Below are 22,801 nucleotides of genomic sequence, written 5' to 3' on the forward strand. Positions count from 1 at the left end.
CCGGAACGGGACCGGGGCCGGCTGGGAACGAGACCGGGGACAGGGCCCGCCGGAGGGGGCCCGGAACCGCTGGAACGGGACTGCTAGAACGGGTTGAACTCGTCGAACTCGCGCTGCGCCTCGTCGCGCTCCGCGTCCCGGTCCCGGCGCCGCTGCGCCGCCGGGCGCGGGGCCTCCAGACGGTGGTCCTCGCCGCGGCGGCCGAGCATCTCGGCGCCGGCCATCATGGTGGGCTCCCAGTCGAAGACGACCGCGTTCTCCTCGGAGCCGATCGCGACGCCGTCGCCCGCGCGGGCGCCCGCCTTCATCAGCGCGTCCTCGACGCCGAGGCGGTTGAGGCGGTCGGCCAGGTAGCCCACGGCCTCGTCGTTGTTGAAGTCGGTCTGGCGGACCCAGCGCTCCGGCTTCTCGCCGCGCACCCGGTAGACCTCCTCGGCCTCGTCGTACGCGACCGTGAAGCCCGCGTCGTCCACGGCCTTCGGGCGGATGACGATGCGGGTCGCCTCCTCCTTCGGCTTGGCGGCGCGCGCCTCGGCGACGATGCCGGCGAGGGCGAAGGAGAGCTCCTTCAGACCGGTGCGGGCCACGGCGGAGACCTCGAACACCTGGTAGCCGCGCTCCTCCAGGTCCGGGCGGATCATGTCCGCGAGGTCCTGGCCGTCCGGGATGTCGATCTTGTTGAGGACGACGATCCGGGGCCGGTCGTCCAGGCCGCCGTACTGCTTCAGCTCCTCCTCGATGACGTCGAGGTCGGAGACCGGGTCGCGGTCGGACTCCAGGGTCGCCGTGTCCAGGACGTGGACGAGGACCGAGCAGCGCTCCACGTGGCGGAGGAACTCCAGGCCCAGGCCGCGGCCCTGGCTGGCGCCCGGGATCAGGCCCGGGACGTCGGCGATGGTGTAGACGGTCGAGCCGGCCGTGACGACGCCCAGGTTCGGGACGAGGGTGGTGAAGGGGTAGTCCGCGATCTTCGGCTTGGCGGCCGACAGGACGGAGATCAGGGAGGACTTGCCGGCGCTCGGGTAGCCGACGAGGGCCACGTCGGCGACGGTCTTGAGCTCCAGGACGATGTCCTGGAGGTCGCCGGGCTCGCCGAGCAGCGCGAAGCCGGGGGCCTTGCGGCGCGCGGAGGACAGCGCGGCATTGCCGAGGCCGCCGCGGCCGCCCTGGGCGGCGATGTACGTGGTGCCGTGGCCGACCAGGTCCGCGAGGACGTTGCCCGCCTTGTCGAGGACGACGGTGCCGTCGGGCACGTTCAGGACGAGGTCCTGGCCGTCCTTGCCGGAGCGGTTGCCGCCCTCGCCGGGCTTGCCGTTGGTGGCCTTGCGGTGCGGGGAGTGGTGGTACTCCAGGAGGGTGGTGACGGACTGGTCGACGACCAGGATCACGTCGCCGCCGCGGCCGCCGTTGCCGCCGTCGGGCCCGCCGAGCGGCTTGAACTTCTCCCGGTGGACGGAGGCGCAGCCGTGGCCTCCGTTACCCGCGGCGACGTGCAGCTCGACGCGGTCCACGAAGGTGGTCATGGTGGTGCCTCCAGGGTGTTACGTATGGAATGTCTATCTGGTAACACGCGAAAGGCGGACCCGCTTCCCGTGCCGGGAAGTGAGGTCCGCCTCCGCGAAAGATCCGATCAGGCGACCGGAACGATGTTCACGACCTTGCGGCCGCGGTGGGTGCCGAACTGCACCGAACCGGCCTGCAGGGCGAACAGCGTGTCGTCGCCGCCACGGCCGACGCCCGCGCCGGGGTGGAAGTGGGTGCCACGCTGGCGGACCAGGATCTCACCCGCGTTGACGACCTGACCGCCGAAGCGCTTCACGCCGAGCCGCTGGGCGTTGGAGTCGCGACCGTTCCGGGTGGACGATGCGCCCTTCTTGTGTGCCATTGCTCAGTCCCTCTTTACTTCGCGGCCGTCGGGATCGCGGTGACCTTGATCGCCGTGTACTGCTGACGGTGACCCTGGCGACGGCGGTAGCCGGTCTTGTTCTTGTAGCGCAGGATGTCGATCTTGGCGCCCTTGTGGTGATCCACGACCTCGGCCTCGACCTTGATGCCGGCCAGGACCCACGGGTCGCTGGTCACGGCGTCGCCGTCGACAACGAGCAGGGTCGAGAGCTCGACCGTGTCGCCAACCTTGGCAGTGGAAATCTTGTCAACCTCAACGATGTCGCCGACAGCAACCTTGTGCTGGCGACCACCGCTGCGCACGATGGCGTACACGCGGATCTCTCTCTCACTCGGGATGAAACCTCTGACGCCAGCCGCCCGCACGGACCCGAAGGTCCGCGACGGTCCGGAATCGGACGAGCGGCCTCTCCCGACGAGCGGGAGGAAGGTGCTCAGAGGCGCGGCGCGCCGACAGACGCGCCGACGGTCTAGGTTACGGGCGGCCGACGCGGGGGGTCAAATTCGCCCCAGACGGCACGGGCCGCCCTCCCCCGCACTGTGCGTACGGAGGGGGGCGGCCCGTGCCTGCCGGTCAGTCCTGGGCCGGAGAGGCGGTCTTCTCGGCCGCCTTCTTGGGCGTGGTCTTCTTGGCGGTCGTCTTCTTCGCCGCGGTCTTCTTGGTCGCCGCCGTCTTCTTGGCGGCGGTCTTCTTGGCCGTGGCCTTCTTCGCCGTGGTCTTGCGCGCCGCCGTCTTCTTGGCGGGGGCGGCCTCGGCGTCCGCGGCCCCGGGCTCCTCGGCGGCCGGGGCCGCGGCGACCACGACGACGGCTTCCTCGGCACCCGCGGGCGAACCGGCGGGGGCGGTGGCCTTGCGGACCACCCGGCGGCGGGCGCGCGGCGGGGCGGCCACGGGGGCCTCCTCGGGAGCGGGCCCGGCGGGCTGCTCCGGGGCGGTCTCCTCGGCCACGACGGCCTCGGGCTCCACCACGGGCTCCGGCTCCGGCTCCGCGACGGTCTCGGCCGCGGGCTCGGTCGCGGTCTCCACGACGGTGACCGGCTCGGCCGGCTCCGTGGTCGAGACGACCGGGGAGGTCGCCCGGCGGGTGGCACGGCGACGGCCGCGCGGGGCCGGGGCCCCGGTCTCCGCCGCGGTCCCGGTCTCCACCACGGGCGTGGGCTCGACGGCCTCGGGCCCGGCGGCCGGCTCGGCCACCGGCTCCGCCACGACGGTCTCGGCCTCGGTCACGGTCTCCACGACGGGAGCCGGGGCGACCGGCGTCGGAGCGACCGGCGTCGAGGCGACCGGGGCGGTCACCCTGCGGGTCGCGCGACGGCGGCCACGGCCGCGCGTGGCGGCCGCCTCCGCCTCGGCGACGGAGCCGTACAGCTCCTCGTCCGGGGCGATCGGCACCGGCACGGCCACCGGGGCGGCCAGCTCCGCCGCGACCTCGGCCTCGGTCTCGGTCTCGGTCTCCTGCGCCTCGGTGTCGGCGCCGGTCTCCACGGCCTCGGCGTGCTCGTGCTCGTGGGCGTGGCCCTCGCCACCACGGCCGCGCTTCTTCGCGCGCTTGCCGCCGCCCCCGCCACCGGAGGTGGTCGGCTGCTCCATGTGGACGATGACGCCGCGCCCGTTGCAGTGGACGCAGGTCTCGGAGAAGGACTCCAGGAGGCCCTGGCCGACCCGCTTGCGGGTCATCTGGACCAGGCCCAGCGAGGTGACCTCGGCCACCTGGTGCTTGGTCCGGTCCCGGCCCAGGCACTCCAGGAGGCGGCGCAGCACCAGGTCGCGGTTGGACTCCAGGACCATGTCGATGAAGTCGATGACGACGATGCCGCCCAGGTCGCGCAGCCGCAGCTGGCGCACGATCTCCTCGGCCGCCTCCAGGTTGTTCCTGGTGACGGTCTCCTCCAGGTTGCCGCCCTGGCCGGTGAACTTGCCGGTGTTGACGTCGACGACGATCATCGCCTCGGTCTTGTCGATCACGAGGGAGCCGCCGGACGGCAGCCAGACCTTGCGGTCGAGCGCCTTCATCAGCTGCTCGTCGATCCGGTACGTCGCGAAGACATCGACCTCGCTCGTCCACTTGGACAGGCGGTCGGTCAGGTCCGGGGCGACGTGGCTCACGTACCCGTGGATGGTCTCCCACGCGTCGTCGCCGCTGACGATGACCTTGGAGAAGTCCTCGTTGAAGATGTCGCGGACGACCCGGACGGTCATGTCCGGCTCGCCGTAGAGCAGCGTCGGGGCGTTGCCGTTCTTCGCCTTCTTCCGGATGTCCTCCCACTGCGCCTGCAGGCGCTCGACGTCGCGGCGCAGCTCGTCCTCGCTCGCGCCCTCGGCGGCGGTGCGCACGATGACGCCCGCGTCCTCGGGGACGATCTTCTTGAGGATCGTCTTCAGGCGCGCGCGCTCGGTGTCGGGGAGCTTGCGGCTGATGCCGGTCATCGAGCCCTCGGGCACGTACACCAGGTAGCGGCCGGGCAGGGAGACCTGGCTGGTGAGGCGGGCGCCCTTGTGGCCGATCGGGTCCTTGGTGACCTGGACGAGGACCGACTGGCCGGACTTGAGGGCGGTCTCGATGCGGCGCGGGCCGTTGCCCATGCCGAGCGCCTCGAAGTTGACCTCGCCGGCGTACAGGACGGCGTTGCGGCCCTTGCCGATGTCGACGAAGGCGGCCTCCATGGACGGCAGGACGTTCTGGACCTTGCCCAGGTAGACGTTGCCGACGTACGAGGTGGCCTGCTCCTTGTTGACGTAGTGCTCGACCAGCACGTTGTCTTCCAGGACGCCGATCTGGGTGCGCTCGCCGTTCTGGCGGACGACCATGACGCGCTCGACGGCCTCGCGGCGGGCGAGGAACTCGGCCTCGGTGATGATCGGGACGCGGCGGCGGCCCTGTTCGCGGCCTTCGCGGCGGCGCTGCTTCTTGGCCTCCAGGCGGGTCGAGCCCTTGATGGACTGGACCTCGTCGGCGCCGGTGCCGGGCTCGGCCTTCTCGCGGGCCGGGCGGGGCTCGCGGACCTTGACGACCGTACGGACGCCGTCCTCGTCGCCCGCCTCGGCCTCGGCGGCGTCCCCGCTGCGACGGCGGCGACGGCGACGGCGACGGGAGCTGCTGGAGCCGCCGGTGAGGCCCTCGGCCTCCTCGGTCTCCTCCTCGCCGTCCTCGGTCTCCTCGGACCCGTCCTCGGCGTGCGGCTCCTCGCCCTCCTCGGTCTCCTCGACCTCGGCGAGCTCCCCGCGACGGCGGCGGCGGCCACCGCGGCGACGGCGGCGGGAGGGGCGGTCCTCGTACTCGTCCGCCTCCTCGGCCTCCTCGGCCTCTTCGAGCGCGTCGGCGGCGGCCTCGACCTCGGGCTCGTCGGCGACGGTGGCCGGGACGGGCTCGACGGCGACGGGCTCGCCGCGGCGGCGGCGACGGCGACGGGAGCCGGACTCGGCCCGCTCGGCGGGCTCGGGCGTCTCCACGGCCTCGACCGTCTCGACGGTCTCCTCCGTCTCGTCGCTCTCCTCGGGCTCCGGCTCCACGGGCGCGGCGGCGGCGGCCGCGGCGGCCGTCTCCGGGGTCTGGAACATCGGCTCGGCGAAGACCGGGGCCTGGAAGACGGCGACGGCCGGGCGCGCGGCGCGGCGCGGCTCGCGGGCCGGGGCCGGCTCGGAGGTGAACTGCGGCGAGGAGACGCGGCGGCGGCCGCGGCCGCGCGTGGCGGCGGTCTCGGCGGCGGCGACCTCGGCCTCGTCGGCGGCGATCTGCGCGACGGCGGCCTCGGGCAGCGACTCGCCGGCGGCGGGCGCCTCGGCGGCCGGGGCCCGGGTGGCCTGCGGCTCGGCGGCCGGCTCGGGCGCACCGGCCGGAGCGGTGGCCTTGCGGGTGGCACGGCGGCGCGTACGGGCCGGCGGAGCGGCGTCGGTCTCGGCCGGAGCGGCGTCGGTCTCGGTCTCGACCGGAGCGGCCTCGGGCACGGCCTCGGCCTCGGCGGCCGGAGCGGCGGTCTCCTCTGCGGCGGCGGGCGCACCGGCGGGAGCCGTGGCCTTGCGGGTGGCACGGCGACGGGTACGGGCCGGCGGAGCGGCGTCGGTCTCGGTCTCGACCGGAGCGACCTCAGGTGCGGCCTCGGCGACCGGCGCGGCAGCGGCTTCCGGCGCCGGGGCCTCGTCGGCCGGGGCCGGGGAGGTCACCGGAGCGGTGGCCTTGCGGGTGGCGCGGCGGCGGGCCGGGCGCGCCGGAGCGGCCTCGGGGGCCTCTTCGGCGGTCTCGGGCGCGGCCTCGGCGACCGGCTCGGCGGCGGGCGCGGCGGTCTCCTCGGCGGCGGGCGCACCGGCCGTGGCCTTGCGGGTGGCGCGGCGACGGGTGCGCGGCGCGGGTGCGGCCTCGGTCTCGACCGGCTCGGGAGCCGCTGCGGGCTCCGGCGCGTCGGCGGCCGGGACCTCGGTGGTGCCGGTGGCCCCGGTGGTGCCGGCGGTCTCGCCCGTCACCGGCGGACCGGCGGGGCGGGAGGCGGCGCGGCGCCTGCGGCGCGGCGGCAGCTTGTCACCGGGGGCATTGGTGTCTTCGTTGGACTCGGGCATGCGGGGTTCTCCCGTCACGCTCCCGGGCGCCGCGCCTGGTTCCGGTCCGGCGGCACGGTCACGCCTGTGGCGAGGTGCCGCCGTCCGGGGCGCGGGCGCCGCACGGGAGCTGTATGTCTGGCTCGCCGGTTCCGTACGCCCTGTGCGGACGGCCTGGCGAAAGTCTTCTGGTCAGTGCGCGGCCCGACCCAGGTGGCTCCCGAGTACCAGGGCTGCGCTGCGACGACCGCTCCCTACGCGGTGTCCGTACCCGGCGCCGTCGCCGGGGCGGTCGCGGCGGCCGTGGGTGAAGCGGCCGTGACTGCCTCGCGGTCGGGCGCGAGCGGGTCGGTCACCGTGCCGGACTCCTCGTCGAAGAGCCCCTGCGCCAGCCTGGTCACCGCGGCGGGGACCGGCGGCGCCAGGTCGGCCACAGCTCGGAGACCGGACAGGACGTCGTCGGGTCGTACGGCAGGTGTCACGTGCCGAACAACCAGCCGCAGTATCGCACAGGCGCTGTCCAGCGGCCCATCGTCCCGGGGTTCGCCCTGGGGACGGACGGCCGTCAGCTCGGTGACCGCGGAACGGGTGTCGAAGGTGCGGACGCCGTTCTTCGTCTTGCGCTGTACTTCCACGGTCCCGGCCGCGAGAAACGCCTCCACGGCCTTCTCCGCCGCCTCGGGGGCGACGCCTTCGAGGCGCAGCTCCCAGACGGAGGCGGTGAGCCGGTCGGCGAGGCCCGGGGTGCGGGCCTCGACCGCGTCGGTGATGTCGAGGCCGGCCGGGAGGGACTCGTCGAGCAGGGCCCGCAGGACCTCCGGGTCGCGCGCCTCGGTGAGGGCGATCTCCAGGTACTCGGCCTCGGAGCCCGTGCCGGTCGGGGCGGCGTTGGCGTACGACACCTTGGGGTGGGGGGTGAAGCCGGCCGAGTACGCCATGGGCACCTCGGCGCGGCGCAGGGCGCGCTCGAAGGCGCGCTGGAAGTCGCGGTGGCTGGTGAACCGGAGGCGGCCGCGCTTGGTGTAGCGCAGTCGGATGCGCTGCACCGCCGGTGCGGGCGGCGGGCCTTCGGGCTGTCGCTTGCCCAGTGGTTCTTCTCCTCGTTGCGGGGCGGCACGGGCGTGCGCCGTCCACGAGCTGTACGGGTCGTCTCGGGGGGTCCGCCCGGTTCACCCCCGCTTCCGCAGGGAGATCTCGGGGGCGGGCACCGCGCCGGAGACGTTCGTTGTACTACCCAGAGTACGCGCACGGGCCGCCGCCGGTTCCCGGGGCTCGACCGGCCGGGCCGCGCCGACGAGGGCGCGCCAGGCGTCCCGGCGGGCCTCCCGGACGGTGGCGCGGGCGGAGGCGAGCGCGTCCTTCGCGGCGTGTCCGGCCTCGACGGCGGCGCGGCGGGCCGGGGCCCAGAGGGCGTCGCGGACCCAGTGCCCGGCGGGCCGGAGGACGGACGCCCGAATCCGGGCGGCGGGCCGCGCGACCAGGTGCCGGCCGCACCACCGGAGCCCGTGCCACACGTGGACCAGCGGCCGTCCGAGCAGGTTCCGCGCGAGCCACTTGAGCCCGCGCCCGACGGCCCGCGACACGAACCCGGCGACCCGCCAGCACAGCGCGAGCGCGTCCCGCACCTCCCGGCCGACGGGCGCGAGGACCCGCTTCCAGAGCCAGAGGGCGGGGAGGACGACCCCGTACCGGACGACGGGCGCGACCACGTACCGCCAGAGCCCGGCCCACGGCCACACGAACAGCGCGAGGCCCAGCCGGGGCAGGAGCCGGCCCAGACCCCGCCCGGCCTGCCGGAACGCCCACCCCAGGCCCTCCCCCAGCGGGACGAGCACACGGCGGTACAGCCACACGGCGGGAACGGCGGCCCCGTAGCGGAACAGGGGGGCCAGGACGTGCCGGAAGAGCGCGGCGAGCGGGACGAGGACCAGCTTCTCCAGGAGGAACAGGCAGCCGGCGCCGAGCGGGGAGAGGACCCGCCGGTACAGCCACCCGGCCGGGACGGCGACCCCGTACCGGGCGACCGGCACCACCACGTACCGCCACGGCCACACGAACACCGCCCTGAGCAGCCGCTCCAGGCCCCGGCCGAGCCACCCGGCCCCGATCGCGATCCCCCGGCCCGCCGGTGCGAGGAGCCATCGGTACAGCCACCGGGCCGGGAGGACCACCGCGTGGTCGAAGAGCCACTCCAGGCCGCGGCCCGCCGGGCGGAGGAGGACCCGGTCGAGGAGCCGTCCCCCGGCGGCGAGGGCGTCCCAGGCCATCCGGACCGGCAGGACGGCGACGAGCACGACGATCCGGACGGGAACGCGGATCAGCGCGGGTGGCGTCGGGCTTTCCAGGCTCATGCCGAACATGACGCGACGGCCCGGCGGAGGGTTCACCCCTCGCGCCGGGCCGTCGTGGAACGTCCTTACTTGACGACCGTCAGCGGCAGCAGCTTCTTGCCGGTGGGGCCGACCTGGATCTCGGTCTGCATCGCCGGGCACACGCCGCAGTCGAAGCACGGCGTCCAGCGGCAGTCCTCGACCTCGGTCTCGTCCAGGGCGTCCTGCCAGTCCTCCCAGAGCCAGTCCTTGTCGAGACCGGAGTCCAGGTGGTCCCAGGGCAGGACCTCCTCGTAGGTGCGCTCGCGGGTGGTGTACCAGGCGACGTCCACGCCGTACTCGGGGAGCGTCTTCTCGGCGCAGGCCATCCAGCGGTTGTACGAGAAGTGCTCGCGCCAGCCGTCGAAGCGGCCGCCGTCCTCGTACACGGCGCGGATGACGGCGCCCAGGCGCCGGTCGCCGCGCGAGAGGAGGCCCTCCACGATGCCGGGCTTGCCGTCGTGGTAGCGGAAGCCGATCGAGCGCCCGTACTTCTTGTCGCCGCGGATCTTGTCGCGGAGCTTGCGCAGGCGCTCGTCCGTCTCCTCGGCCGAGAGCTGCGGAGCCCACTGGAAGGGGGTGTGCGGCTTGGGCACGAAGCCGCCGATGGAGACGGTGCAGCGGATGTCGTTCTGGCCGGAGACCTTGCGGCCCTCGGCGATCACGTTCATCGCCATGTCGGCGATCTGCAGGACGTCCTCGTCGGTCTCCGTCGGCAGGCCGCACATGAAGTACAGCTTCACCTGGCGCCAGCCGTTGCCGTAGGCGGTGGAGACGGTCCGGATCAGGTCCTCCTCCGAGACCATCTTGTTGATGACCTTGCGCATGCGCTCGGAGCCGCCCTCGGGGGCGAAGGTGAGGCCGGAGCGGCGTCCGTTCCTGGTCAGCTCGTTGGCCAGGTCGACGTTGAAGGCGTCCACGCGGGTCGAGGGGAGGGACAGGCCCACCTTGTCCTCGGTGTAGCGGTCCGCGAGGCCCTTCGCGATGTCGCCGATCTCGGTGTGGTCCGCGGAGGAGAGGGAGAGGAGGCCGACCTCCTCGAAGCCCGTCGCCTTGAGGCCCTTGTCGACCATCTCGCCGATGCCGGTGATGCTTCGCTCCCGCACGGGGCGCGTGATCATGCCGGCCTGGCAGAAGCGGCAGCCGCGGGTGCAGCCGCGGAAGATCTCGACGGACATGCGCTCGTGGACGGTCTCCGCGAGCGGGACGAGGGGCTGCTTGGGGTACGGCCACTCGTCGAGGTCCATGACGGTGTGCTTGGAGACGCGCCACGGCACGCCGGACCGGTTGGGCACGACGCGGCCGATGCGCCCGTCCGGCAGGTACTCGACGTCGTAGAAGCGCGGGACGTAGACGCCGCCGGTCCTCGCGAGGCGGAAGAGGACCTCGTCGCGGCCGCCCGGCCTGCCCTCCGCCTTCCAGGCGCGGATGATCTCGGTCATGTCGAGGACGGCCTGCTCGCCGTCGCCGATGACCGCCGCGTCGATGAAGTCCGCGATGGGCTCGGGGTTGAAGGCGGCGTGGCCGCCGGCGAGCACGATCGGGTGGTCGACGGTCCGGTCCCTCGCCTCCAGCGGGATGCCCGCGAGGTCGAGCGCGGTGAGCATGTTCGTGTAGCCCAGCTCCGTGGAGAAGGACAGGCCGAACACGTCGAAGGCGCCCACGGGGCGGTGGCTGTCGACCGTGAACTGCGGGACCCGGTGCTCGCGCATCAGCTCTTCGAGGTCCGGCCACACGCTGTAGGTGCGCTCGGCGAGGACGCCCTCGCGCTCGTTCAGCACCTCGTAGAGGATCATGACGCCCTGGTTGGGCAGGCCGACCTCGTACGCGTCCGGGTACATCAGCGCCCAGCGGACGTCGCACTCGTCCCAGGGCTTGACCGTGGAGTTCAGCTCTCCGCCGACGTACTGGATCGGCTTCTGCACGTGCGGGAGCAGGGCTTCGAGCTGCGGGAAGACAGACTCGGCAGCAGACATCTCGAACCTTCGTGAGCGGGCAGGGGGCGACTCTCAAGCGTACCCCGGTGCCCGGTGGCCCGGAGCCGCCCCGCGGCGCTCCGGGGTCAGAGGGGCGCGGCCCCCGCCCAGGCCCCGGGCAGCGCGCGCTCGGCCGCGTCCGCCGCCGCCTCCTCCCTGCCGTACAGGAGTCCCCAGGTGAAGGCGGTCTCGCCGGCCGTGTGGGCCTGGAGGGCGAGGTCGCGGAGGGTGGCGCGGGCCACCACGCCGTCCTGGTGCTCGCCGAGCAGGGACTGGACCTTCTTCACCCGTTTGGCGAACTTCTTCGCGGACTTCCCGAGGACGGGGCGGGCCGCGTCGGCGGCGTAGCGGGTGCGTTTGGCGGCCTTGCGGGCCTCGTGGAGGGCGAGGTCGCGTTCGTGGCCGGGGGTGAGGGAGAGGGCGCGGTCGACGCGGGCGGCGAGCCGGGCGTGGTCCTTGCGGACGGCGCGGGCGAGGACCTTCGCGGCGTCGCGGGAGGCGGCCTCGCGCAGCGGCGGGTCGGCGAGGAGGGCGTCGAGGCGGTCGAGGAGGGCGAGGTACCGGTCGGAGTCGAGGGCGGCGACGGCCCTGCGGCGGGCGTCCTCGGTGCGGGCCGCGTCCCAGATCCGCAGCCGGGCCTTCACCGGGCCGAGGCGAAGGGTCCGGGGGACGTCGGCGAGGTGGGCGCGCAGCCGCTCGGCGAGCACCTCCTGGTCGCGGGCGGCGCCCAGTTCGCCCGCGAGCCACTTGAGTTCGCCGCCGAGGGGGTCGGTGGCGTTCCGGTCGAGGACGGAGCGGTACGTCTTGAGGGCGCTGCGCAGGCGGCGGCAGGCGACGCGGAGCTGGTGGACGGCGTCGGGGAGGTCGCGGCGGACGGCGGGGTCGAGGGCGACGACCGCCTCGGCCTGTTCGCGCACGTAGGCGAGGACGGCGGCTCCGGCGGTGCCGGGTTCGCCGGGCGGGGCGGTGTCGAGGGGGGTGTCTCCGGGGGCCGTCTCCGCGAGGGCCCTGGCCAGTTTGGAGGGGGCGTCCGAGGGGCGGATGCCGGCCTTCCGCAGGCGCTTCTCGACGGCGTCGAGGATGCCGGGGTCCGCCCCGTCGGCTGCTTCGACCTCGATCTCGGTCCAGGAGGCCCGGGGGCCGTCGGGCAGGCGTTCGGCGCGGACGGTGTCGACGGAGAGTTCGGCGAGGGGGCCGCCGTCGGCGTCGAGGAGCCGGCGGACGTCGCGGGCGGAGCGGAGGCGGACGACGGGGACGACCTCGCCGCCGCGGACGCGGGAGCGCAGCAGGGCCGCCAGGTCGGGCGGGAGGGTGTCGGAGAGCGGGGCCCTGATCTCGTCGCGGACGCCGACGGCGACGGGGAACTTCAGGTGCCAGCCCGCGTCCGAGCCGCCGGTGCGCCGGCGCAGGGTGATCGAGTCGGCGGCCAGGCGCAGGTCGGGGGTGTCGTGGTAGACGGCGTCGAGTTCCGTGACGCCGTCGTCGGCGACGGTCGCGACCTCCCGGACCCGGCTGAGGTCCGGGACGTCGGTCCCCGCCGCGGCTTCGTACTTCCGCTCGATCTCGCGCTTCGTCTCGGCCATACCCCACGTCTAACCGCCGAGGGGCCCGCTTACTCGGCCGAAGGGGCGGAAAGGCCGGTGTCAGGCCGTCATCGGGCGCTGGACGCGGATCGACTGGAGGAGTCCGATCGCCACCCACACCGCGAACATGGACGAGCCGCCGTACGAGACGAACGGCAGCGGCAGGCCCGCGACCGGCATGATGCCGAGGGTCATGCCGATGTTCTCGAAGGACTGGAAGGCGAACCAGGCGATGATCCCGGCGGCGACGACCGTGCCGTACAGCTCGGTGGTCTCGCGGGCGATCCGGCAGGCGCGCCAGAGGACGACCCCGAGCAGGACGAGGATGAGGCCGGCCCCGACGAAGCCCAACTCCTCGCCCGCGACGGTGAAGATGAAGTCGGTCTGCTGCTCGGGCACGAACTGGCCGCTGGTCTGGTGCCCCTTGAAGAGGCCCGTGCCGTAGAGGCCTCCGGAGCCGATGGCGATGCGGGCCTGGTTGGTGTTGTAGCCGACGCCGGCCGGGTCGAGGTCGGGGTTGGCGAAGGCCGCGAAGCGGTTGATCTGGTACTCGTCGAGCATGCCGAGGGTGGTGACGAGGACCGCGCCGAGGACGCCCGCGCCGATCAGGCCGAGGACCCAGCGGTTGGACGCGCCGGAGGCGAGCAGGACGCCGAGGACGATGACCGCCATCACCATGACCGAGCCGAGGTCGGGCATCAGCATGACGATGCCCATGGGGAGGGCGGCGAGGACCAGGGCCTTGGCGACGGTGCCGTGGTCGGGGTGGAGCTGGTCCCCCGCGTCGACCTTGGCCGCGAGCAGCATCGCCATGACCAGGATGATCGTGATCTTGACGAACTCGCTGGGCTGGAGGGAGAAGCCGCCGCCGATCACGATCCACGCGTGCGCGCCGTTGATGGTGGCGCCGAGCGGGGTGAGGACGGCGAGGATCAGCACGATGGAGATGCCGTAGAGGACCGGCACCGCGCCGCGCAGGGTGCGGTGGCCGAGCCAGATCGTGCCGACCATCAGGGCGAGGCCGATGCCGGTGTTGAGGAGGTGCCGGAAGAGGAAGTAGTAGGGGTCGCCCTGGTTGAGCTGGGTGCGGCCCCGGGTGGCGGACCAGACGAGCAGGGCGCCGAGCAGGGAGAGCGCGAGCGCCGAGAGCAGCATCGGCCAGTCGAGGCGGCGCAGGACCGAGTCGCGGGCGGTGAGCTTCACGAGCGGGCCGCGCTGGGGGGCGTAGCGGGAGACGGAGAAGCTGGTGCGGGTCGGCATCGGGTCAGTCCCTCCAGACGGGCGGCGGTCCGGCGAGCGGCGGCTGTCCGTCGCCCTCCTGCGCGGGACCGTCGCTCTTCGCGGGGTCGGCCTTCTGCGACGCGGGATCGTACGGCTTGACCACGGGGGCGTCGATGGTGCCGTAGCGGTTGATCTTCGGCAGGGTCTTCTGGGGCTGGGGCAGCAGGGCCTTCCTGAGGTCCTGGTTGCCCTCGTCGTCCAGGCCGTAGAGGGCGTCGTAGATGTTGCGCACGGCGGGGCCGGAGGCGCCGGAGCCGGTGCCGCCCTGGGAGATCGTCATGACGATGGTGAAGTCGTCGGTGTAGGTGGCCAGCCAGGAGGTGGTCTGCTTGCCGTAGACCTGGGCGGTGCCGGTCTTGGCCCGCATGGGGATCTTGTCCTGGGGCCAGCCGCCGAACCGCCAGGCGGCGGTGCCGCCGGGCTCGACCACGGAGCGCAGGCCCTTGTCGAGGTCCCGGATGGTCTGCGGGCCGACCGGGAGCTTGCCGTGGGCCTTGGGCTTGATCTCCCGGACGCTCTTGCCGTCGGGGCTGATCACGGCCTTGCCGACGGCGGGGTCGTAGAGGGTGCCGCCGTTGGAGATGGCGGCGTAGATGGTGGCCATCTGGATGGGGGTGACGAGGACGTCGCCCTGGCCGATGGCGAAGTTGATGCTGTCGTACGCCTTGAGCTGGTTGCCTTCGAGGCAGCTCTCGTAGGCGATCTGCTGGACGTAGGTGCCGCCCTTCTTGCCCTGCTTGCACCAGACGTCCTTGTTGGCCGCCCAGAAGTCCTGCTTCCACTTGCGGTCGGGGACGCGGCCGGTCACCTCGTTCGGCAGGTCGATGCCGGTCTCGGCGCCGAGGCCGAAGTCACGGGCGGTGCGGTAGAACCAGTCCTTCGCGTCCTTCTTGGGCGTGAGCCCGCCGTCGCGCTGCCACTCCTGGTGGCCGAGGGCGTAGAAGACGGTGTTGCAGGAGTACTTGAGGGCCTCGCCGAGGGTGATGGGGCCGTGTCCCTGGGACTCGAAGTTGGCGAAGCTCCGGCTGCCGAGGCTGTAGGAGCTGCTGCAGTTGTACCTGTCGTTGAAGTCGTGGCCGGCCCGCACGGCGGCGCTCGCCGAGATCACCTTGAAGATGGAGCCGGCGGCGGCCTGGCCCTGGATGGCGCGGTTGAGCAGCGGGTAGTTGGAGGCCTTGCTGGTGAGGGTGGAGTAGTCCTTGGCGGAGATGCCGCCGACCCAGGCGTTGGGGTCGTAGTCGGGCTGGGAGGCCATCGCGACGACGCGACCGGTCTTGGTCTCCATGACGACGACGGCGCCCGCGTCGGCCTCGTACTTCCGGCCGGTGATCTTGTCGGTCTCCTTCCGGACCTCCTTCATCGCCGCGTGGAGCTCGTACTCGGCGACGGCCTGGACGCGGGCGTCGATGCTGGTGACGAGGGTGGATCCGGCCACGCCCGGGTCGGACTCGGCCTGGCCCATGACGCGGCCGAGGTTGTCGACCTCGTAGCGGGTCACGCCGGCCTTGCCGCGCAGCTCCTTGTCGTACGTGCGCTCGATGCCGGAGCGGCCGACCTGGTCGGAGCGGAGGAACGGCGAGTCGGTGTCCTTGGCCTTCTCGATCTCGGAGTCGGTGACGGGCGAGAGGTAGCCGAGCACCTGCGCCGTGCGCGCCTTGCCGGGCGCCGGGTAGCGGCGGACGGCGGTGGGTTCGGCGGTGATGCCGGGGAAGTTCTCCGAGCTCTCACGGATCGTCAGCGCCTGCTGGGTGGTGGCCTCGTCGGTGACGGGGATCGGCTGGTAGGGGGAGCCGTTCCAGCAGGGCTTGGGGGTCTTGGAGTCGCAGAGCCGGATCCTGTTGATGACGTCCTGGGGCTTCATGCCGAGGACGCCGGCGAGCCGGGTGAGGACCGCCTTGCCGTCGTCCTTCATCTTCATCAGCTCGGTGCGGGACGCGGAGACCACGAGCCGGGTCTCGTTGTCGGCGAGCGGGACGCCGCGGGCGTCCAGGATCGAGCCGCGGACGGCGGGCTGGACGACCTGCTGGACGTGGTTGTTCTTCGCCTCGTCCGTGTACTCCTTGCCGTTGCGGATCTGGAGGTACCAGAGCCGGCCCCCCAGGGTGAGGAGCAGGGAGAAGACGAGGATCTGGATGACGACGAGCCGGATCTGGACCCGGGGGGTCCGGCCGGTCTCGGGGATGTTGCTCATGCTGCCTTGGCCCCCTCGGTCACAGTCGCTTGACTCCCTTGATGCGTCCGGCCCGTGTGGCCCGGTTCCGGGCGGCCTTCACGCGCAGTCCGCCGCGCTGGGCGCCGATCCTGAGGCCGGTTCCGGAGGAGAGCCAGCCGGAGGCGACGTCGGTTCCGGCGCCTCCGCCGGCGTCGGCGAGCGGATCGTTCTCGGCGCGTCGGGCCAGGGCCATGATGAGCGGCACCGTGAAGGGCGCGAGGAGCAGGTCGTACAGGGCCGCGGTGAACAGCAGGGAGGTCAGGCCGACGTGGCGGGCGGCGGTGTCGCCGACGAGGGCGCCGACGCCCGCGTAGAGGAGCGTGGAGCCGACGGCCGCGGCGACGACGACGGCCATGGGGCCGGCCGCGGAGGTGAGCCGGCCGTTCTCCGGGCGGGCCAGGCCGACGAGGTAGCCGACGAGGCAGAGCACGAGGGCGTAGCGGCCGGCGGCGTGGTCGGCGGGCGGGGCGAGGTCGGCGAGGAGGCCGGCGCTGAAGCCGATGAGGGCGCCGCTGACGTGTCCGTAGACGAGGGCGAGGCCGACGACGGTGAGGAGGACGAGGTCGGGGACGGCGCCGGGGAGCTGGAGGCGGGCGAGGACGGAGACCTGGACGACCAGGGCGACCACGATCAGGGCGGCGGAGAGGAGGATGCGGTTGATCTTCACGGTGTCGCGTCCCCCTGGTCCTGGGCCTGGTTCTGGCCCTGGTTCTGACCGGCCTGGTTCTGGTTCTGTGCCTGTTCCGGCTGCCCGCTGCCCGTCGGTTTCGGCGTGACCGTGACGGTGACGGTCGGCGCGGGCTTGGGCTTCTGCGGCAGGACCGCGTCGCGCGGGTCGGAGCGCGGGGCCTGGACGACGACGCCGACGATGTCGAGCTTGGTGAAGCCGACGTACGGGCGGACGTAGACGTTGCGGGTCAGGCCGCCGCCCGCCGGGTCGACGCGGATGATCTCGCCGACCGGGACGCCGGGCACGAAGGGCTTGTCGGCGCGCGAGCCGAAGGTGACGAGCCGGTCGCCGGGCTTCACCTCGGCCTTGCCGTTGAGGAGCTGGACGCGCAGCGGGCTGTCGCCCTGGCCGGTGGCGAAGCCGAGTTCGTCGCTCTTCTCCATGCGGGTGCCGACGGTGAAGTCGGGGTCGTTGGCGAGGAGGACGGTGGAGGTGGAGGGGCCGACGGTGGTGACGCGGCCGACGAGTCCGGCGCCGTTGAGCACCGTCATGTCCCGCCGGATGCCGTCGCGGGAGCCGACGTCGATGGTGACGGTCCAGGAGAAGCCCTGGGCCGCTCCTATGGCGATGACCTGGGCGCCCTTGATGCCGTACTGGCCGGCTCCGGCGGTCTTGAGCAGGGTGTCGAGCTCGTTCAGCCGGCTGCGGTTGCGGTCGTCGCTGCCGAGCCTCGCCTTGAGCTCGGCGTTCTCCTTCTCCAGGGCGGCGATCCGGGTGTGCCGCTCGCCGGAGTCCCGTACCGCCCCTATGGCGTTGCCGACGGGGTCGACGGCGGCGGCCACACCGTTCTCGACCGGCCCGAAGACCGCCGCCGCGGCCTGCCGGGCACCGTCGACGGGTGACTCCTGGCCGCCGCGGATGTCCACCGTGATCAGCGCGAACGCGATGGCGATCAGCAGTACCAGGAGCAGCCGGCTCTCTCGTGTGTCCCTCACGTGCGGCGGCCGTGCCTTTCCTCGTGGTTCGTCTGTTCCGTTGTTCCGTGGTGCGAGCTGCGGTACGAGCTGTGGTGCGCGTACGGGTACGGGTACGGGGTCGGTGCGGTAGTTCTACCGCACCGGTCCCGTTCGCGCCGCTAGCGGCGCGGCTGCGCGTCGAGGACCTGCTGGAGGGCCTCGAACTCCTCCACGCACTTGCCGGAGCCGAGCGCCACCGAGTCCAGCGGGTCCTCGGCGATGTGGATCGGCATGCCGGTCTCGTGGCGGAGCCGCTCGTCGAGACCGCGCAGCAGGGCGCCGCCACCGGTGAGAACGATGCCTCGGTCCATGACGTCACCGGAGAGCTCCGGCGGGCACTTGTCGAGGGTGGTCTTCACGGCGTCGACGATCGCGTTGACCGGCTCCTCGATGGCCTTGCGGACCTCGGCGGCGGAGATGACCACGGTCTTGGGCAGGCCGGAGACGAGGTCGCGGCCGCGGATCTCGGTGTGCTCGTCCTTCTCCAGGTCGTAGGCGGAGCCGATGGTGATCTTGATCTGCTCGGCCGTGCGCTCGCCGAGGAGGAGCGAGTACTCCTTCTTGACGTGCTGGATGATCGCGTTGTCCAGCTCGTCGCCGGCGACCCGGATGGACTGTGCCGTGACGATTCCGCCGAGGGAGATGACGGCGACCTCGGTGGTGCCGCCGCCGATGTCCACGACCATGTTGCCGGTGGCCTCGTGGACGGGGAGGCCCGAGCCGATGGCCGCCGCCATGGGCTCCTCGATGATGTGCACCTGGCGGGCGCCGGCCTGGGTGGAGGCCTCGATGACGGCGCGGCGCTCCACTCCGGTGATGCCGGAGGGCACGCAGACGACGACCCGGGGGCGGGCCAGGTAGCGGCGCTTGTGGATCTTGAGGATGAAGTAGCGGAGCATCCGCTCGGTGATCTCGAAGTCGGCGATCACGCCGTCCTTGAGCGGGCGCACGGCGACGATGTTGCCGGGGGTCCGGCCGATCATCTTCTTCGCCTCGGCACCGACCGCGAGGATGCCGCCGGTGTTGGTGTTGATCGCGACGACGGACGGCTCGTTCAGAACGATGCCTCGACCCCTGACGTACACCAGCGTGTTGGCGGTCCCGAGGTCGACAGCCATGTCACGGCCGATGAACGACATTGAGTTCCCCTTGATTTCCCATGGCTGAGAGTGGTGCGGCGTGGAGTTTTCCATCGTAGTGCTGCCCGCCCGGATGCCGCGCGGTGGTCCACCTCTGTACAGGTGACGGCAGGATGCGGCGATCCGTTCCCGGGATTGTCGTTCATATGCCTGGGGGCGACCGAATTCCTTCGGTCGCCCCAGTGGGATGGTGCGTTCGGCCGACGCCGGGTCAGGCGGGACCCGGCGCAGACGGAGTACGGACCGGACCGCGTACGGACCGGACCGCGTACGGATCAGGCGAGGCCCGGGAAGAAGATCTTCAGCTCGCGGAGGGCCGACTCCTCGGAGTCCGAGGCGTGGATCAGGTTCTCGCGGACGATGGTGCCGAAGTCGCCCCGGACGGAGCCCGGCGCGGCGGCGATCGGGTCGGTCGGGCCGGCGAGCTGCCGGACGCCCTCGATGACCCGCTCGCCCTCGACGACGAGCGCGACGACGGGGCCGGAGGACATGAAGCCCATCAGCGGCTCGTAGAAGGGCTTGCCCTTGTGCTCGCCGTAGTGCTGCTCCAGCGTCTCCTGGTCCAGCTCGCGCAGCTCCAGGGCCGCGAGCGTCCAGCCCGCCTTGCGCTCGATGCGGCCGATGATCTCGCCGACCAGGCCGCGGCGGACGGCGTCGGGCTTGAGCAGGACGAGCGTGCGCTGGCTCACGGGGGAACTCCTTCGGGAAAAGCGGTGTGCGGGCCTCCGAGGCTACAGGGCCCGCACGTGCCCCGATTACGCAGCGTCAGGCTCTGCCGGGCCCCGGGCGGCCTGGTCGGCCCAACGGGCCTTGACCTCGTCCACCTTGCGGCCGTAGTGGACCGAGGCCCACCACAGGGCGGCGAAGGCCGCGCCGAGGAAGAACATGACCGGGACGAAGAAGCCGCTGGCGACCAGGCCGATCTGGAGGGCCCAGCCGAGCTGGACGCCTCCGGGCCGGGTGACCATCCCGCACAGCAGCACCGAGAAGACCATGGCCACGCCGCAGACCCACCAGACGGTGGACATCGCGAGCGTGTCGTCCTTCATGGCGACGAGCCCGGCGAAGCCGATCACGAAGAACTCGCCGATGAGCGTCGAGGAACAGAGCGTGCGCATGGGTTTCAGCCCCTCTTGAGCAGCAGCCGGGCGTCGCCGACCGTGAAGATCGAACCGGTCACGAGGACACCCGCGCCGCCGTACTCGGCCTCTTCCTCCGCGAGGGTGATCGCCGCCTCGATGGCGTCGGGGAGCCGCGGCTCCACGACGACCCGGTCCTCGCCGAAGACCTCGACCGCGAGCGCGGCGAGCGCGTCCACGTCGGTGGAGCGGGGGTTGGAGTTCGTGGTGACCACGACCTCCGCGAGGATCGGCTCGAAGGCCTCCAGGACCCCCTTGGCGTCCTTGTCGGCGCTCGTGGCGACCACGCCGACGAGCCGGGAGAAGCCGAAGGCCTCGCTGATGCCCTCGGCGGTCGCCCGCGCGCCGTGCGGATTGTGCGCGGCGTCCAGGACGACGGTCGGCGAGGAGCGGACGATCTCCAGGCGGCCGGGCGAGGCCACCCGTGCGAACGCCTGGCGGACCGTGTCCACGTCGAGGGTGCGGGCGTGCTGCGCGCCGATGCCGAAGAAGGCCTCGACGGCGGCGAGCGCCACGGCCGCGTTGTGCGCCTGGTAGGCGCCGTGCAGCGGCAGGAAGACGTCCTCGTACTCGCCGCCGAGCCCGCGCAGGGTCAGGAGCTGGCCGCCGACCGCGACCTCGCGGGAGACGACGCCGAACTCCATGCCCTCGCGGGCCACGGTGGCGTCCGCCTCGACGGCCTTCTTCAGGAGGACCTGGGCCGCGTCGACGGGCTGCTGGGCCAGGATGACGGTCGCGCCCGGCTTGATGATCCCGGACTTCTCGGCCGCGATCTCGGCCGGGGTCTCCCCCAGCCGGTCGGTGTGGTCGAGGTCGATGGGGGTGACGACGGCGACGGAGGCGTCGATGACGTTGGTGGCGTCCCAGGTGCCGCCCATGCCGACCTCGATCACGGCCGCGTCGACCGGGGCGTCGGCGAAGGCCGCGTACGCCATGCCGGTGAGGACCTCGAAGAAGGAGAGCCGGTACTCCTCGCGGGCGTCGACGAGCTCCACGTACGGCGCGATGTCCCGGTACGTCTCGATGAACCGCTCGGCGGAGATCGGGGCGCCGTCGAGGCTGATGCGCTCGGTGATGGTCTGCACGTGCGGCGAGGTGTACCGGCCGGTGCGCAGCTCGAAGGCGCCGAGCAGGGCCTCGATCATGCGGGCCGTCGACGTCTTGCCGTTGGTGCCGGTGATGTGGATCGTGGGGTACGCGCGCTGCGGCTCGCCGAGGACGTCCATCAGGGCGGCGATGCGGGTGACCGAGGGCTCCAGCTTGGTCTCGCCCCAGCGCGTGGACAGCTCGGTCTCGACCTCGCGCAGCGCCTCGTCGAGCTCCGGGTCCTCGGGGCGGCTCGGCACGGGGTCGCCCTGGGGCGGTCCGGCCTGGGCGCGCAGGGTGCGGCTGCCGGCCTCGATCACCGCCAGGTCGGGATCGCGGTGGGTCTCGTTGTCGACGATCTCGTCGAAGGCGTCGGGGGCGCCGGTCGGGTCGTCGGGCGTGTCGGACGGGTCGCGGGGCTCACTCACGGGGCCAGTCTACGGAGAGCCGCGCTAGTCGTTTTACGGACCTGCCCGTCGAGCTTCGGGCAGGTAGGAGGGCTCCGCCACGAAGTGGCGGAGGAGAAGCGCTAATCGCTCAGCGCTCCAGCCCCGCCGGAAGCGTCGCCCGCACCACGTACTCCCCGCCCTCCGGGCCCGCCGTCAGCGTGCCGCCCATGCTGGTGACCCGTTCCTCCATGGAGAGCAGTCCGGTGCCGGCCGAGACGGGGGCCCGGTCCGGCGGCGCCTCGGGCAGCGGGTTGCGGACCTCGATCCGCAGGTCGGCCCCCTCCAGCGCGATCGCGACCGCCACGGGCAGGCCGGGCGCGTGCTTGGCGGCGTTCGTCAGGCACTCGCGGACGACCCGGTGGACGGCCGTCTGCCGGAGCGGCGACAGCGACTTCGTCTCCTCGGCGACCGCCAGTTCCACGGGGGTGCCCATCCGCCCGCTCTCCCGGACGAGGGCGGCGAGCCCGTCGAGGCCGGCGGTGGCCGGATCGGCGGATTCCCGGTCGGCGCGCCGCACGATCGTCTCGTTGAGCATCCGGTGGGCGCGCCGGGCGGTGTCCGCGAGCTCCTCGAGGTCCTGCCGTCGGTCCTCGCCCCGGGCCCGCGCCGCGAGGACCTCGGCCCGTACCGCGAGGACGGTGAGCTCGCGGCCGACCAGGTCGTGGACGTCCCGGCCGACGGAGATCCGCTCCTCCTGCACGGCCTGCCGGGCGGCGGCCTCGCGGCGCTCGGTCTCCAGGGCGCGGACGAGGTCCTGCCGGTACGCGGCGATGCCGACGCCCGCCGCGAGGACCCCGATCGGGACGACGACGCTCAGGAAGTCGCTCAGGGTGTAGCCGTGCAGGGGCCGGCCGGGCGTCTGGAAGAAGGCGTACGCGACGGCGCCGTACAGCGCGGTCGCGGCGACGGCGGCCCGCCGGCCCCGGAAGCGGCCGAGCGAGTACAGCGCGAACTGGATCATGGTGAGCTCGTGCAGCCAGCCCATCAGGACGAGTGCCACCAGGTACGGGACCCACGGCAGCCGGCGCCGGAGGAGCAGGGTGGCCGCCCCGGCCGCCAGGACCAGGGTGGCGGTGGCGCCGGTGAGGGAGTTGTCCTCGCGGGCGAGCCCGGGCACGTCCAGGAGCATGAGGCCGAAGGCGCCGAGCGCGGCGACGGCGTCGAGGGCGCGGGGCGAGCCCGCCCACCGGTCCGCGCGACGGCGCAGCGCGGGGACGACGGGGAGACGGAGCATGCCTTCCATCATCCAGGGTCGCGAACCCTGTGCCGGGCGCTCGGCACACCCGTACGGGAAGGGCCCGGAACCGGGCGATCGGTTCCGGGCCCTCCGTCGATGACTGACGGAACTAGGCAGTGTCTTCAAATGATCACCGCTGGTGGATCATGGTGTTGTGATACGTCGCCATGAACTGTCGGACGCCGAGTGGGAGTTCGTCCGGCCGCTG

17 protein-coding genes are annotated in these 22,801 nt (G+C 72.9%); all 17 read right to left on the reverse strand.

The window, feature by feature from the left end; genetic code table 11:
• Positions 1–83: 83 nt before the first annotated feature.
• The gene (gene obgE / locus OO47_RS15720) at positions 84–1,523 is read right to left on the reverse strand and encodes a GTPase ObgE (RefSeq protein ID WP_030211174.1); all 1,440 of its coding nucleotides are present in this window, start codon (positions 1,521–1,523) and stop codon (positions 84–86) included.
• Between the two features lie 107 nt (positions 1,524–1,630).
• The gene (rpmA, locus tag OO47_RS15725) at positions 1,631–1,885 is read right to left on the reverse strand and encodes a 50S ribosomal protein L27 (protein WP_010041940.1); all 255 of its coding nucleotides are present in this window, start codon (positions 1,883–1,885) and stop codon (positions 1,631–1,633) included.
• A gap of 14 nt (positions 1,886–1,899) precedes the next feature.
• Complete coding sequence (gene rplU, locus OO47_RS15730) at positions 1,900–2,220, reverse strand: 50S ribosomal protein L21 (RefSeq protein WP_030211179.1); 321 nt, start codon at positions 2,218–2,220, stop codon at positions 1,900–1,902.
• Positions 2,221–2,479: 259 nt separating this feature from the next.
• Positions 2,480–6,457: an Rne/Rng family ribonuclease gene (locus OO47_RS15735; protein WP_030211182.1), complete on the reverse strand. Its 3,978-nt coding sequence runs from the start codon at positions 6,455–6,457 to the stop codon at positions 2,480–2,482.
• A 233-nt stretch (positions 6,458–6,690) separates the two neighbouring features.
• The gene (locus OO47_RS15740; protein ID WP_030211184.1) at positions 6,691–7,482 is read right to left on the reverse strand and encodes a TIGR03936 family radical SAM-associated protein; all 792 of its coding nucleotides are present in this window, start codon (positions 7,480–7,482) and stop codon (positions 6,691–6,693) included.
• 123 nt (positions 7,483–7,605) lie between these two features.
• Positions 7,606–8,787 (reverse strand): hypothetical protein, encoded by a 1,182-nt coding sequence (locus tag OO47_RS15745; RefSeq protein WP_030211186.1) that lies wholly within the window; start codon positions 8,785–8,787, stop codon positions 7,606–7,608.
• Positions 8,788–8,852: 65 nt separating this feature from the next.
• Entirely contained in the window at positions 8,853–10,781 is a 1,929-nt protein-coding gene (locus OO47_RS15750; protein WP_030211188.1) for a TIGR03960 family B12-binding radical SAM protein, read from the reverse strand.
• Between the two features lie 86 nt (positions 10,782–10,867).
• Entirely contained in the window at positions 10,868–12,364 is a 1,497-nt protein-coding gene (locus OO47_RS15755; protein WP_030211189.1) for a CYTH and CHAD domain-containing protein, read from the reverse strand.
• A gap of 60 nt (positions 12,365–12,424) precedes the next feature.
• Entirely contained in the window at positions 12,425–13,624 is a 1,200-nt protein-coding gene (rodA, locus tag OO47_RS15760) for a rod shape-determining protein RodA (protein WP_030211190.1), read from the reverse strand.
• 4 nt (positions 13,625–13,628) lie between these two features.
• Positions 13,629–15,836 carry a penicillin-binding protein 2 gene (gene mrdA, locus OO47_RS15765; protein ID WP_030211191.1) on the reverse strand — a complete coding sequence of 736 codons (2,208 nt, stop codon included), beginning with the start codon at positions 15,834–15,836 and terminating at the stop codon, positions 13,629–13,631.
• A gap of 19 nt (positions 15,837–15,855) precedes the next feature.
• Positions 15,856–16,524: a rod shape-determining protein MreD gene (mreD, locus tag OO47_RS15770; RefSeq protein WP_030211194.1), complete on the reverse strand. Its 669-nt coding sequence runs from the start codon at positions 16,522–16,524 to the stop codon at positions 15,856–15,858.
• Positions 16,521–17,522 carry a rod shape-determining protein MreC gene (mreC, locus tag OO47_RS15775; RefSeq protein ID WP_030211197.1) on the reverse strand — a complete coding sequence of 334 codons (1,002 nt, stop codon included), beginning with the start codon at positions 17,520–17,522 and terminating at the stop codon, positions 16,521–16,523. Before mreC ends, mreD begins: the two co-directional genes overlap by 4 nt.
• Positions 17,523–17,662: 140 nt before the next feature.
• On the reverse strand, positions 17,663–18,682 hold the full coding sequence (locus OO47_RS15780) for a rod shape-determining protein (protein WP_030211198.1): 1,020 nt from the start codon (positions 18,680–18,682) through the stop codon (positions 17,663–17,665).
• Between the two features lie 275 nt (positions 18,683–18,957).
• The gene (gene ndk / locus OO47_RS15785; RefSeq protein ID WP_030211200.1) at positions 18,958–19,371 is read right to left on the reverse strand and encodes a nucleoside-diphosphate kinase; all 414 of its coding nucleotides are present in this window, start codon (positions 19,369–19,371) and stop codon (positions 18,958–18,960) included.
• Between the two features lie 66 nt (positions 19,372–19,437).
• Complete coding sequence (locus OO47_RS15790; RefSeq protein WP_030211202.1) at positions 19,438–19,800, reverse strand: DUF4233 domain-containing protein; 363 nt, start codon at positions 19,798–19,800, stop codon at positions 19,438–19,440.
• A 5-nt stretch (positions 19,801–19,805) separates the two neighbouring features.
• Complete coding sequence (gene folC / locus OO47_RS15795) at positions 19,806–21,335, reverse strand: bifunctional tetrahydrofolate synthase/dihydrofolate synthase (protein ID WP_030211205.1); 1,530 nt, start codon at positions 21,333–21,335, stop codon at positions 19,806–19,808.
• Positions 21,336–21,444: 109 nt separating this feature from the next.
• Entirely contained in the window at positions 21,445–22,590 is a 1,146-nt protein-coding gene (locus tag OO47_RS15800; RefSeq protein WP_033209215.1) for a sensor histidine kinase, read from the reverse strand.
• Positions 22,591–22,801 lie beyond the last annotated feature (211 nt).

Source organism: Streptomyces bikiniensis (genome assembly GCF_000716625.1).
GTDB classification, from domain to species: Bacteria; Actinomycetota; Actinomycetes; order Streptomycetales; family Streptomycetaceae; genus Streptomyces; species Streptomyces bikiniensis.